The sequence below is a fragment of the Fusicatenibacter sp. genome (assembly GCF_977045365.1).
The window spans coordinates 19,199-32,079 of record NZ_CDRRUH010000034.1 but is presented as its reverse complement, the minus strand read 5'-3'; the positions used below and the strand labels follow the sequence as shown (position 1 = coordinate 32,079).

Below are 12,881 nucleotides of genomic sequence, written 5' to 3'. Positions count from 1 at the left end.
TGCGACAGTGAAGGAACCGCGTTGAATTATGAGGTGGTCAGCGAAGCAATCAGCTCTGTCCGGTGCAGTGCCCCGCTGAGCGCAGACTGGAAAAAGCGTATAGACGAGGATTACAAAAAACGTGGAGGCCGTAAGCACAAGTAAGGTTTTTTTGAAGCCGGGGTGATGATTCACTCCGGCTTTTTTTCGTGGGCAATGAGCCAAAGTTCGGGCTTGCTTGAAACCTTGGCGAATGCCGCGACAGGGGAAAACAGTTAATGCAGTGCTTTTGAGGGACAAACTTTCGTACATTCATAGCAGAGAATACACTCTGTTCCGTTTTTCCGCCTGCGGGTTTCTTTATTAACCTCCACGTTCATGGGGCAGACCCGCAGACACTTCCCGCAATGGACACACTTATCCTCATCACAGTGGACGCGCAGAAGAGAAAAATAGCTCATGGGTTTGAGAAAAACCGTAATGGGGCACAGATACTTGCAGAATGCCCGATTATCTTGAAACAGGAAGGCAAACACAATACCGACAAGGTAATAAAGCGTATTTCCGGCCAGGAAAAGCCAGAACATGATTTGTTCCAGATGTGCCACATGCATCAGAAACAGACCGGACACTAACGCCAGAGACAGAAGAAACATCACATAGCGAAGGATGCCAAGCTTTTCTTTTCGTGGTTTCTGCGGCTGATTGTAGGGCAGAAAGTCCAGCACCATAGCTGTCCAGCAGGCGTAACCGCACCAGCCACGCCCAAAAAGCAGAGGTCCGAAAATTTTTGCAACCGCGTAGTGGATGGTCGCTGCTTCAAAAACGCCGAGAAACAGGTAGTACCAGAACCCTTCGATCTGCATATTTTCACGGGAAATCACGCCAAGGTACAGCAGCATATAGCTGCCAACAGCCAACTGGACAAAATGCCGGGCATACCGTTTTCCGGCGGTAAACAGTGCCGTTCCAAGCCCAAGGCAGGCTCCGATGTAGCTGAAATTCAGCAGATAGAAAAAATTGTCTTTTGTGAGCCACAGCGTAACTGCCACTGCTTCAAACAGCAGAAACAGCAGCATAGATGGCACATATTTGTGAAGTCTGTGATAGATTCCCATTATTCCTTTGCTCCACTGTTTTCTTGTTTTTCTTCAGTATAACAGAGAAATGAAAAAATAGTAACCAGATTCTTGTAAAACATCTGCAAAAAAAGTGAAACGACTACAGGCGCAGGACGGTTTTAGAACCGCCTGCGCCTGTAGTCGTTTGGAGTCATTCCAAACTGTTTTTTAAAAGCTGTCTGAAAGTGGCTCTGGCTGGAAAAACATAAAAAAGTACTGATGGTACTGATTGGTTTCTTTGTGAATTGAAGAAGACGGCGTCCCTCCTCGAGCTTACAGCGGAGAATAAAATCGCTGACGGTAAATCCAAGTGTTTCCCTGAAATACGTCGAAAAATAGGATTTACTGAAGCCTGCATATTGTGCAACATCTCCGACGGTAATGTGCTGATTGGTGTTTTGCTGGATGTACTGAATTGCCATTTGCAGGCGCTCATCGGTGGAGGTAGGAGTCTGTGCCTGGGCTACTTTTTCTGCAAAGGTATAAGGTATTTTGTCTAAAAGCTCGTACAGGATATCAGGATCGTTCGTCTGTTCTGCAAGCAGAATGAAATGGTCAGAAAGCTCATAGGCAGTATCATATTCGAGACCACCATCTATGGCGGCGCGGGTACAAAGCGTTGTACTTATAATAATATTGTTTTTCAATTGCCGGATAGCGTTATCGCCGGTAACACCTGTGTGAAAATTATCATCATTAAACTGAAGGGATTGAAACCCCTCCATATTTCCGGTTCTGACAAGCTTTAAAATAGCCTCTTCCAGTACATAGGATTTATTGTACACATAGTTCTCTTTTTTGTCGTAGCTCATCTGAACAATTTCGGGAGACAAAGCTTTCGGTGAGGCTTTGCCCGGAAGAAAATCGGAGGGTGTCTTCATTTCTTCATAAATACAGTAATTGATGAAAACCAGCTTTGAAATCAGGGATAATTTGGAAATATGTGGAATTCTTTTTAAAAAATCATGAAATTCCTCTTTTTGTTCATTTGAAATAACATAATCACAATACATCCTAAGAAGGGTTTCTTTGGAATAGGGAACATTTGAAACAGGACCGATGATAAGATACTTTGTAATGTCAAAATCCAATCGCAGACAACCAAAATAAACGCCGTAATCTGTGGCACAATAGGATACCCGATCCGGTTTGGAGATCAGAAGATCCATATATTTCTGCGGCGGAAATGTCAGTGAAGTCTGTGGCGGAACACAGGAGTCAAAATGATGGTCTGCATAGATGTACATGGGAATATTGTTATCGAAATAATACATAGATATAAAGTTTTCCACATTATAGTTCTGCTTCATGGTATGGGATCCTTTCTTTGCATGATATCAGAGTCAAAAACACTTTTGATATCCGATTACTGTGTGCTTTACGCTCACGCAGTCTTGATCTTTATAGTTATAGTAATGAAAACAGAGCAGGATGTCAATTGAAAACAGTGTAAATATATAAAAAATAGTATAAAAATGAAATACCTGTATCAAAAGGACAGTTATAATCTCAGTAAGATCAAACAAGAGCGCGATGCGAATGGAGGTAAAGCATGACAAGAGAGGAAATAGGTAACCTGATTTCCCAGATGACATTAGAAGAAAAAGCCGGCATGTGTTCCGGAGCGGATTTCTGGCATCTTAAGGGAATCGAACGACTGGGAATTCCATCGGTTATGGTCACGGATGGCCCTCACGGAATTAGAAAACAGGCAGAAGGCGGAGACCACCTTGGAATTAATGAGAGCGAGAAAGCAGTCTGTTTTCCGGCAGGCTGTGCAACAGCAGCAAGCTTTGACAGAGAATTGATCAAAAGACAGGGAGAAACAATCGGGCAGGAATGTCAGGCAATGAAGGTAAGCACGATTCTTGGACCGGCAATGAATATAAAACGTTCTCCTTTGTGCGGACGCAACTTTGAATATTATTCAGAGGATCCCTATGTATCATCTGAACTGGCGGCTGCATTCATAGAAGGTGTGCAGAGCAAAAATGTCGGAACAAGTGCGAAGCATTTTCTTGCAAATAATCAGGAAAAACGTCGTATGACAAATTCTTCCGATGTAGATGAGAGAACTCTTAGAGAAATTTATCTGGAATCTTTTGAGGGAGCGGTAAAAAAAGCAAAGCCGTGGACGATTATGAGCTCTTATAACCGGATCAATGGCGAGTTTGTAGGGGACAGTCCTGAGTTTCTCACAAAGATACTGCGCGACGAATGGGGATTTGACGGGTATGTGGTATCGGACTGGGGAGCAGTGAACGATCGAATCAAAGCCTTAAAAGCCGGACTTGACCTTGAGATGCCTCACGGAAGTGACGAGAACGATGAAATGATCGTAAAGGCTGTTGAAAGCGGAGAGCTGGATGAAAAAATACTGGATCTTACCTGTGAGAGAATTCTGGATATTATATTCAGATATACAGAAAACCGTGATGAAACAGCTGTATTTGACTATGAAAAGGATCATGAAACAGCAGCAGAGATTGAGAGTGAATGTATGGTTCTGCTGAAAAACGAGAACCAGATTCTTCCATTGTCCGGATATAAGAAAATAGCATTTATCGGAAAATATGCCAGGACACCAAGATATCAGGGAGGTGGAAGCTCTCATATTAACAGCTGGAAGGTAGAATCAGCGCTGGAAGCGGCAAAAACAATTCCGGAACTGGCCAATGTAACGTTTGCAGAAGGATATCAGGATGAAAAGGATGAAGTTGTAAAAGAGCTTCAGGATGAAGCCGTTAAAACAGCGTCTGATGCAGAGGTTGCAGTTCTGTTTCTTGGGCTTCCGGACAACTTCGAATCAGAAGGATACGACAGAAAGCATATGAATCTTCCGAACTGCCAGAACGAGCTTGTACAGAAGGTTCTTGAAGTACAGAAGCATGTGGTAATTGTGCTTCATAACGGCTCTGCCGTACTGATGCCATGGAAGGATCAGGTAGATGGTATTCTTGAGGCTTATCTAGGTGGAGAAGCAGTTGGAAGAGCTGTTGCAGAGGTTCTTGCAGGAATCAAAAATCCTTGCGGACGTCTGGCAGAAACATTTCCGCTTCGTCTGGAAGATACGCCCTGCTATCTGACATATGGAAAAGGTTATGACCATTCGGATTACAGAGAAGGTGTGTTTGTAGGATATCGTTATTACACATCCAGAAAGATGGAAACAGCGTTCCCGTTCGGACATGGTCTGTCTTATACAACATTTGCGTACAGTGATCTTCAGGTCAGTAAGAAAGAAATGTCTGACAATGAGAGCGTACAGGTAAGTGTTAAAGTAAAGAATACCGGAAAACGCGCCGGTAAGACAGTAGTTCAGCTCTATGTAGAGGCACCGGAGACAGAGGTTGTCCGTCCGGTCAGAGAACTGAAAGGATTTGAAAAGATTTTCCTGGAAGCAGGAGAAGAGAAGACCGTTACGTTTACATTGGATAAGAGAGCGTTTGCTTACTGGAATACATGCATTCATGACTGGTATGCAGAGGAAGGCTCTTATCAAGTGATGATTGGTGAAAATGCAGACCAGATGTGTGTGGGAGAAGAGATCACAGTGCATCCTGCAAAAGAACTTCCGAAAACATATTCCTTGAACACTTGCCTTGGTGAACTGCTGCGTGATCCAAAAGCACAGGCCGTGATGGGACCTTTCATGCAGGGAATGGCACAGAATGATGCGGCAAAAGATATGGCAGAAGCACAGGAAAAGGATACGTCGGGAGCTGTGAATCAGGAAATGATGGCAGCCATGATGGAAGGCATGCCGCTTCGTCAGCTTCTTAGCTTTGTTCCGGGAATCAGGCGAGAGATGCTCGAGCAGATGGTAGATGCGCTGAACAGTTAGAATTTGTTCTTTACGACAAGAGGTAAAGAATGGTATAAAAAATATAAGAGGGGAACCAAAATGGCGAAAACAAAAAAAGAACTCGGCCTGGACTCAATGGGAGTCCAAAAATCAATGAGACTGACAGACTATCTCGGTGATGGTCTCGGACAGCTGCCACTGAATATTATGAGCTGCCTGGTCGGACAGATGACTTACTTCTATACAGAGAAGGTTGGACTTGCAGCAGGAATGGTTGCTACCATGCTTCTGATTGCAAAAATTTTCGATGCATTTTCAGATCTTGCAATGGGAAAAATCATGGACGCAGGGAAATCGCCAAAGGGAAAATGTCGTCCCTGGTTTTTGAGAATGGCAATTCCGGCATTTGTATCGATCATTTTACTGTTTACCGTACCTAAAAACATGGGAAGTGGTTTACAGGCAGCATATGTACTCATCACGAATGTATTGCTTACGGCAATTGTATATACAGCAGCGGCAATTCCCTACGGAGCTTTGATGGCAATCCGCACGGAAAGCTCTGAAGAACGTGGAAAAATGGGAATCTTCCGTGCAGCATTTGGATATATCGCAGGAATGGTAATTGCAATCCTTCTGATTCCAATTACAAATATGCTTGGCGGAACACAGAACGCCTGGATTAAAGTGGGAGTAATCTTTGGTCTGATTTCCCTGGTTTCTCTGCTTATTCTTTACAAGGTATCAAAAGAAAATGTGCAGATAGCAGAAAAAAGTGAAGACGAGAATGTACCGTTTGTAGAAGGAATCAAAATGCTTTTTAAGAATAAGTATTGGGTTATCATGCTTGTGCTTCAGTTCTTAATGAATATTTCGTATAGTTTAAGTACATCCGGTGGTACCTATTATGCAAAATATATCCTTGGAAATGATAACATTGTTGCGCTTCTCGGAGCAGTCGGACTGATTCCGACATTCCTTGGTTTCATTCTGACGGGACCGATGGCATCTAAATTAGGTATGACAAAAACATGTATGATTTCCTGCGCAATGGGAGCAGCAGCCTGCCTGGTGAGAGTATTTACCCCATACAGCCTTATGACATGCGTTGTAGGCGGAGCAGTGACAACCTTTGCTAATATTCCTTTGATGTGTCTGTTTGGACCAATGGTAAATAACTGTGTTGAGTACAATGATTACAAGTTCGGCAAACGTATCGTAGGTATGACCAACAGTGCCAACTCTTTCGGAATGAAGATCGGATCCGGCATCGGAGCATCCTTGATTGGATGGCTTCTGGCAGCAGCCGGTTACAAAGCAGCACTTGAAACACAGCCGGCAGCTGTAGATACAGCAATCTTTGCTTTTGGTATCTACATCCCGCTTGCACTTTTCGTAATCATGTTCATTCTGCTTCTGAAAAATGACCTTGAGAAGAGATATCCGGAGATTATGGCAGAATTACAGAAGAGAGAAGCAGCAAAATAGATAATAAATAGTAATATGAGGGGACGGAGCTGACAACAAGGTTCTGTCCCTTTTCGTACATATCTTTGAGATGGAGGAATTTATAGATGAAATTATATGATCTTAGAACAGAATACAGAGTAAACCCAATCGGACTTACGGATAAGGCACCGAGACTCTCATGGAAAATAGAGGCCGAAGAGCAGAATACAATCCAGACAGCATATGAAATTAATGTAACAGATGAAAATGGTAACGTTGTCTGGAACAGTGGGAAAAAAGAATCAGACCAGTCCGTTTTGATTCCTTACGAAGGTGAAAAACTGAAAGATGAAATGCTTTATAAAGTAGAGGTATCTGTGACAGATAACCATGGAAATACCGAATCCATCGAAGGAACATTTGAGACAGGAATTTTTGACAATACAGAGTTTATTGCAAAAATGATCACAAGTGATTTCCCGGCAGAAGAGACGGCATGCCCGGTATTTGGAAAAACATTTGTAACGGATAAAAAGGTAAAGAAAGCCCGTCTGTATGCAACGGCACATGGTGTATATGAAGCGACATTGAATGGACAGACCGTTGGTGATTACCGTATGGCACCGGGATGGACAAGCTATCACAACAGACTGCAGTATCAGATTTATGATGTGACAGAGCAGCTTGCAGCAGAAAATGAAATCACAATCACAGTAGGAAACGGCTGGTACAAAGGTATTTTGGGATTTACTTGCGAGCCAAATCGTTATGGTACACAGGCAGGGGCATTTGCAGAGCTTCATGTTGAATATGAAGATGGAAGCAAAGATGTGATCGCTACAGACGAAACATGGTCTGTAAAGACAGGAGAAATCCGTTACAGTGAAATTTACATGGGTGAGACAATTGACACGGATGCACCTAAAATTGCGGAAGGAAATGTTGTTGTGAAAGATTTTGACAAAGCAGTTCTGACTGCACAGGAAAATGAGCCTGTCCGTATCACAGAGAAAATTGCGGGTAAAGAGTTGATCGTGACACCAAAGGGTGAAAAACTGGTTGATTTTGGACAGATCGTTACGGGTGTTGTGGAAGCACATGTGAAAGGTGAGAAGGGACAGAAAATTGTAATCCGTCACGCAGAGGTTCTGGACAAAGACGGAAACTTCTATCCGGAGACACTTCGTCAGGCAAAATCAATTGATACCTTTATCTGCAACGGAGAAGAACAGATCTTCCGTCCGCGTTTCACCTTCCACGGATTCCGTTATATCTGTGTGGAAGGAATGGAAGAGTTTACAGCAGATCAGTTTATTGCGTGCGTGACACATTCCGATATGGAAAAGACAGGAGATTTCAAATGCTCTAACAAAAAAGTAAATCAGCTGCAGAGCAATATTACATGGAGTCAGAGAGATAACTTCCTCGATATCCCGACCGATTGCCCGCAGAGAGATGAGCGTCTTGGCTGGACCGGAGATGCGCAGGTGTTTTCATGGACAGCGGCATTTAACAGAAATACAGCACTGTTCTACACGAAGTGGATGCGTGATGTTGCAGCAGAATCATCGTTAGAAAAAGGTGTACCGCATGTTGTACCGGATATTCTGGGACAGTACAGTTCTTCTGCATGGAGCGATGTGGCGGTTATTGTTCCGTGGGTTGTCTATCAGACGTATGGCGATAAAGGGATCCTGGAAGAAAACTGGAAATGTATGCATGAGTGGGTAGATTATATCCGAAACAACTGTGGTGAAAATGGTCTCTGGCAGAGTGGATTCCAGTACGGAGACTGGCTTGCGCTGGACAAAGAAGAGAGCGCGGACAGAACCGGAGCAACAGATAAATACATGATTGCGAACGCGTACTATCTGTATGTGACAGAGCTTGTAAAGAAAACAGCAGAGGTGCTGGGAAAAGACGAAGAAGCGAAAAAGTATGCGGATCTTTATGAAACAACTTTGGATGCATTCCAGAGAGAATATTATACAGAGACAGGGCGTATCGTAAGCGAGACACAGACAGGTGCAATTCTTTCCCTGTATTTTCATCTTGCAAGAGAAAAAGACAGAAAACGCATTTTAGATACCTTGCTTACGAATATTGCAAACCACAAAAATCACCTGGCTACGGGCTTCGTCGGAACACCGTATATCTGCCATACACTCTCTGAAAATGGAGCACATGAGATGGCAGCAACACTCTTTATGAAGGAAGATTATCCGTCCTGGCTCTACGCAGTAAACATGGGAGCTACAACGATCTGGGAGCGTTGGAATTCTATCAAACCGGATGGAACCTTTGACGAATCGGGAATGAACTCCCTGAACCATTATGCGTATGGCTCTGTAGGTGACTGGATGTACCGCAAAGTTGCTGGATTATCTCAGGTAGAGCCGGGATATAAGAAGTTCCAGGTAAAACCAATGTTTGTAAAAGGCATGGAAGAGTGGGGCACAGAGTTTGAATCTGTTTATGGAAAAATCGTGGCAAATACATCCTGCAAGAACGGAAAGATCCATGTGCATGTAGAAGTCCCGGCGAACACAACAGCTGTAATTGTACTTCCGGAGAAAGAGGAAGTGTATGAGGCTGGTTCCGGTATATATGATTACGAATATGCAACAGAGACATGCCTTGCAGTAGAGAGATTCAGCATGGACAGCACACTTGGTGAAATCGTTGCAGAACCGCTTGCGGTGGAGATGTTCAACCAGATGGCCCCGGGAATGCTGGATGGCCCGATGATCCAATTCGCATATGGAATGACACTCGCAGAGCTGCTTGGGGCAGCACCACAGGCAAAACCGATGTATGAGGCAGTTGTGAATGCACTGAATCAGAAGGAAAAAGAAAATCAGTAAAGCGGTTTCCGGAGCGTGTCCTGAATAAGCGAGATGCATTTTGTGGAGCCTTTGATGCGGAGAAAGCAGGTGTGCTATGAAAAGAAAAATTATGATTGCTGCAGTGGCAGCTGCTGTGATTTTTGCGGTGATTGCGATTCTTTCCGTTTTGGCGCAGACACCGGCATTAATCTGACGAACCGAAATGACCACATATGTCAATTACTGCCCTGTGGTCCGGAAGAATAACGCTTGACAAGTAACCGATCGGTCACTATAATATAAGGTAACCGATCGGTTACAAATTTAAGGAGTGAAAGTATGACTGGAGATACAAAGGAGCGTATACTCGAAACAGCGCTTGAGCTGTTCGCACAGAGTGGATATCTGGGAACTTCTATGAGTGACATTGCAAAGCAGCTTGGTATCACGAAGGGTGCTTTGTATAAGCATTATAAAAGCAAACAGGAAATCCTGGACTGCATTGTGGAGCGGATGAATCAGATGGATTACGAACGCGCGGAAGAATATGAAATGCCGGAAACAGAGCCCGATGGTTTTGCCGAGGCTTATCTGCAGACCCCGATTGCACAGATTCATGATTACAGCATGGCGCAGTTTGATCATTGGACGAAAGAAACATTCTCTGCCAATTTTCGCAAAATGCTGACGCTGGAACAATACCGTGATCCAAAACTTGCGCAGCTTCATCGTGATTACCTGGCGGGCGGACCATTGGAATATATGGCGGCGATTTTTCGGAAGCTGGCGGATTCTGATGAAACGGCCATGCAGCTGGCGTTGGAGTTTTATGGACCAATGTATCTGCTCTACAGTGTTTATGACGGTGCAGAAGATAAGGAGTCCATTGCTCCTCTGTTAGATACACATATCAACCGGTTTATTGCCAAGGTAGAGTCTATTTACAGAAAGGATGGAAATGCAACATGATGGAAGCAGAAGAAAAGCGATGGGTTTTATGCCCATGGTGCGGAGCCAAAACACGTCTGCAGCTGTTCCGGGAAACAGAACTGAAAGCTTTTCCCCTGTATTGTCCAAAGTGCAGAAGGGAAAGCATTATCAATGCAAAGAACTTTATCAGTTTATGATGGCGATTATGGTCAAAACAGCAGGAAAAGGTCTTGCGGCGAAAGAAAACCGTACGCCGGAAGAGGATGATATGCTGGACATGATACTTCACGGTGGTGAGCGGGTCAAGTTTGCTGATTTAAAACAAGTGTTGGATTGGTATAAGAGTTGGAGGAATATGGATGATGATGAACGATAATATTACAATCCGTCTGGAAACAAAAGACGATTACAGAGCTGTGGAAAACCTGACCCGGGAAGCATTTTGGAATGTCTACCGTCCTGGCTGCATGGAGCACTATGTACTGCACTGCTATCGAAATGATCCGGCATTCGTGCCGGAACTGGACTTTGTGATGGAGCGGAACGGCGAGCTGATCGGGCAGGTCATGTATGTGCGGTCGGAGATTGCCTGTGATGACGGTCGGAAACTGCCGGTTATGACATTTGGCCCCATCGGCATTGCGCCCGCATATAAACGTCAGGGCTATGGAAAGTATCTGCTCGACTATTCCATGGAAAAAGCCCAGGAGATGGGAGCAGGTGCGCTTGCCATTACCGGAAATATTCTGTTTTACGGAAAGTCCGGTTTTGTCTCGGCAAAGACAAAGGGCATCCGCTATGCAGACGATCCGGAGGCGGATTATTTTCTCATCAAAGAGCTGATCCCAGGCTTTCTGGACGGTATTTCCGGCAATTATAAAGACCCGGAGGGCTATTTTATCTGTGAGAAGAACCCGGAAGCTTTTGAAAAATTTGAAGCCGCATTCCCCAAAAAGGAAAAGCTGAAACTGCCGGGGCAGCTGTTCTGATTCGAGCGATAAAGTCTGGCAGCAGAACGATGCTGAGGGGTAAGCAGGTGTGTGATAAAAGGAGAACAGGACAATGGGGGAATCCCGTGTCCTGTTTTTTTGCCCCTGAAAAGTGGAAATTTCCCATCCCCTCTGCATACAATACAGGTAGAGTATCTTTTCAAACCCGTTCAGAAAGGATGACCATTATGACGAAAGGCATTGTAAAAATAAAGAAAAACCGTGCATTTGTAGAGCAGCAGAATGGCGAGGTGGAAGTGGCTTCCGGGCAGTATGTGTATCTGAAAGTGGAAAATTGCTGGATTCCGGTGGTGGTGCGGTATTCGGCGCGGAGGAAGAAGTGGTATTTTAAGTATCTCGAGGAAATCCCGGTCTGCGGGCAGAAGGTGCTGCTGAAGGCGTAGCCGGTAAAGGGCGTTTCACGTATGTTTAACATTTCTATGATGTTCTGTTTATCTTTCCTATAGCAAGACCCGAAAATAATGCAAAAAAGGCAGTGCTGAATTTTTTGCATTATTTTCGGGTCCTGCTATAGTATAAACTTATACGTAACGTACAGGTCAAGAGTGAATTTTGCACGAAGGGAGAAAAGAATATGCCATCAGAAAAATACTATAAAGTAAACGAATTTGCAAAGCTGTGCGGAGTGACGCCGCGGACGCTGAAATACTATGAAACACGCGGCCTCATCCGCCCGGCACTGGTTGGGAAAAATGGATATCGGTACTACAGCCTTTCGCAGATAGATGAGATTTCGGCGATCCTTTTATTCCGCGATTACGGTTTTTCCCTCGAGGAAATCAAAACCATCATGGAACAGGACGACCTCGCCGGAATCGAGCAGCGGATGGGGATGATGCTTTCTATTATAAAAGAGCAGAAGAGAAAGCTTGAGCAGCAGGCCAAAAACATCCGCTACACCTGCACCCAGGTCGCTGAGGCGCGGAAATACCTCGGCGAACCATTTCTGCAGAACCGCGAACCCCAGCGCATTGTCTTCGAGCCTGTTGCCCTCATGAAAGATCATTCCTTCGTCATCAACTATCTGACCGACGGCCTGCGGAACGGAACAGCTTTCGGCGGCCCGGATCTAACCGTAAAAGGCCGCTACCAGACCGACTCCTCCGGCCCGGAAATTCTTTCCGGAAAGGGAATGTGCCTCTACGAAATGGGCTTTCCGCAGCACGAAACCGTAGAAAAAGTATTCACCGCCGCCAGGAATGCCGGTCTGTCACCGGAGAGTGTCTACTGCGAAATGGTACTGGAAAATGTTGTGCCAGAAAAATGTTTGTTTCAGTATTTTACGGCGGAGAGAGCACAGGTATAAAAACTTACAAAATCGTAATTTCTGCGCAGATGACGGAATGATATGGTATAATGACATCAGTAAGCGGTGTTGAAGATTACCTAAGTAAATGGAGGTATGATCTATGAACAAAAAAGAAGGCTACAGCAGACCGGGATTATTTGGAAATATTAATCATTACGATGAAAAAGGCCGCAAAACAGGCGAAAGCCGTCCTGGAATTTTTGGTGGGTATGTGGAATATGACAGCCAGGGGCATAAAACAGGTGAAAGCCATCCTGGAATGTTTGGCGGAATGAATCATTATGATCAGTCCGGTCACAAAACAGGCGAGTCCCGACCGGGAATGTTCGGCGGAATCAACCACTACGACGAAAAAGGCCACAAGACAGGTCACAGCAGCAGAGGAATCTTCGGCGGCTGGAACCATTACGATGACTGAGTGTTCTGTGAAAAAATACGAAAGAAAGTGTATGG

Annotated in this window: 12 protein-coding genes; 10 read left to right on the top strand and 2 right to left on the bottom strand. The window is 44.6% G+C overall.

The genetic code is table 11. The features are described 5' to 3' along the window. Positions 1-254 precede the first annotated feature (254 nt). Both ACY2VW_RS08825 and ACY2VW_RS08820 read right to left on the bottom strand, forming a co-directional pair. Complete coding sequence (locus tag ACY2VW_RS08825) at positions 255-1,097, bottom strand: 4Fe-4S binding protein (protein WP_461877810.1); 843 nt, start codon at positions 1,095-1,097, stop codon at positions 255-257. A gap of 122 nt (positions 1,098-1,219) precedes the next feature. Next, the gene (locus ACY2VW_RS08820; RefSeq protein WP_461877809.1) at positions 1,220-2,269 is read right to left on the bottom strand and encodes a helix-turn-helix domain-containing protein; all 1,050 of its coding nucleotides are present in this window, start codon (positions 2,267-2,269) and stop codon (positions 1,220-1,222) included. A 383-nt stretch (positions 2,270-2,652) separates the two neighbouring features. On the opposite strand from ACY2VW_RS08820, the gene ACY2VW_RS08815 reads away from it, so the two are divergent. The 10 genes from ACY2VW_RS08815 (at position 2,653) to ACY2VW_RS08770 (ending at position 12,846) form a co-directional block, all read left to right on the top strand. Further along, entirely contained in the window at positions 2,653-4,944 is a 2,292-nt protein-coding gene (locus tag ACY2VW_RS08815) for a glycoside hydrolase family 3 C-terminal domain-containing protein (RefSeq protein WP_461877808.1), read from the top strand. A 60-nt stretch (positions 4,945-5,004) separates the two neighbouring features. Further along, on the top strand, positions 5,005-6,393 hold the full coding sequence (locus tag ACY2VW_RS08810) for an MFS transporter (protein ID WP_461877807.1): 1,389 nt from the start codon (positions 5,005-5,007) through the stop codon (positions 6,391-6,393). A gap of 86 nt (positions 6,394-6,479) precedes the next feature. Next, a complete protein-coding gene (locus ACY2VW_RS08805) occupies positions 6,480-9,218 on the top strand; it encodes an alpha-L-rhamnosidase (RefSeq protein ID WP_461877806.1) in 2,739 nt (912 codons plus the stop codon). Positions 9,219-9,518: 300 nt separating this feature from the next. After that, complete coding sequence (locus ACY2VW_RS08800; protein ID WP_461877805.1) at positions 9,519-10,148, top strand: TetR/AcrR family transcriptional regulator; 630 nt, start codon at positions 9,519-9,521, stop codon at positions 10,146-10,148. Next, a complete protein-coding gene (locus ACY2VW_RS08795; RefSeq protein WP_461877804.1) occupies positions 10,145-10,306 on the top strand; it encodes a cysteine-rich KTR domain-containing protein in 162 nt (53 codons plus the stop codon). Before ACY2VW_RS08800 ends, ACY2VW_RS08795 begins: the two co-directional genes overlap by 4 nt. Next, the gene (locus tag ACY2VW_RS08790; RefSeq protein WP_461873970.1) at positions 10,303-10,485 is read left to right on the top strand and encodes a hypothetical protein; all 183 of its coding nucleotides are present in this window, start codon (positions 10,303-10,305) and stop codon (positions 10,483-10,485) included. Before ACY2VW_RS08795 ends, ACY2VW_RS08790 begins: the two co-directional genes overlap by 4 nt. Continuing rightward, positions 10,469-11,098 carry a GNAT family N-acetyltransferase gene (locus ACY2VW_RS08785; RefSeq protein ID WP_461877803.1) on the top strand — a complete coding sequence of 210 codons (630 nt, stop codon included), beginning with the start codon at positions 10,469-10,471 and terminating at the stop codon, positions 11,096-11,098. The genes ACY2VW_RS08790 and ACY2VW_RS08785 overlap by 17 nt, the downstream gene beginning before the upstream one ends. 188 nt (positions 11,099-11,286) lie before the next feature. Then, the gene (locus ACY2VW_RS08780) at positions 11,287-11,502 is read left to right on the top strand and encodes a hypothetical protein (RefSeq protein ID WP_022462490.1); all 216 of its coding nucleotides are present in this window, start codon (positions 11,287-11,289) and stop codon (positions 11,500-11,502) included. A gap of 191 nt (positions 11,503-11,693) precedes the next feature. Then, positions 11,694-12,425: a MerR family transcriptional regulator gene (locus ACY2VW_RS08775; protein ID WP_461877802.1), complete on the top strand. Its 732-nt coding sequence runs from the start codon at positions 11,694-11,696 to the stop codon at positions 12,423-12,425. 103 nt (positions 12,426-12,528) lie between these two features. After that, on the top strand, positions 12,529-12,846 hold the full coding sequence (locus ACY2VW_RS08770) for a hypothetical protein (RefSeq protein ID WP_461873973.1): 318 nt from the start codon (positions 12,529-12,531) through the stop codon (positions 12,844-12,846). Positions 12,847-12,881: the final 35 nt, after the last annotated feature.

Coding starts and splice junctions, on each gene's coding strand:
- ACY2VW_RS08775 (WP_461877802.1), top strand. CDS start 11,694: ATGCCATCAGAAAAATACTATAAAGTAAACGAATTTGCAAAGCTGTGC.
- ACY2VW_RS08785 (WP_461877803.1), top strand. CDS start 10,469: ATGATGATGAACGATAATATTACAATCCGTCTGGAAACAAAAGACGAT.
- ACY2VW_RS08805 (WP_461877806.1), top strand. CDS start 6,480: ATGAAATTATATGATCTTAGAACAGAATACAGAGTAAACCCAATCGGA.
- ACY2VW_RS08810 (WP_461877807.1), top strand. CDS start 5,005: ATGGCGAAAACAAAAAAAGAACTCGGCCTGGACTCAATGGGAGTCCAA.
- ACY2VW_RS08800 (WP_461877805.1), top strand. CDS start 9,519: ATGACTGGAGATACAAAGGAGCGTATACTCGAAACAGCGCTTGAGCTG.
- ACY2VW_RS08820 (WP_461877809.1), bottom strand. CDS start 2,269: ATGGATCTTCTGATCTCCAAACCGGATCGGGTATCCTATTGTGCCACA.
- ACY2VW_RS08825 (WP_461877810.1), bottom strand. CDS start 1,097: ATGGGAATCTATCACAGACTTCACAAATATGTGCCATCTATGCTGCTG.
- ACY2VW_RS08795 (WP_461877804.1), top strand. CDS start 10,145: ATGATGGAAGCAGAAGAAAAGCGATGGGTTTTATGCCCATGGTGCGGA.
- ACY2VW_RS08790 (WP_461873970.1), top strand. CDS start 10,303: ATGATGGCGATTATGGTCAAAACAGCAGGAAAAGGTCTTGCGGCGAAA.
- ACY2VW_RS08815 (WP_461877808.1), top strand. CDS start 2,653: ATGACAAGAGAGGAAATAGGTAACCTGATTTCCCAGATGACATTAGAA.
- ACY2VW_RS08780 (WP_022462490.1), top strand. CDS start 11,287: ATGACGAAAGGCATTGTAAAAATAAAGAAAAACCGTGCATTTGTAGAG.
- ACY2VW_RS08770 (WP_461873973.1), top strand. CDS start 12,529: ATGAACAAAAAAGAAGGCTACAGCAGACCGGGATTATTTGGAAATATT.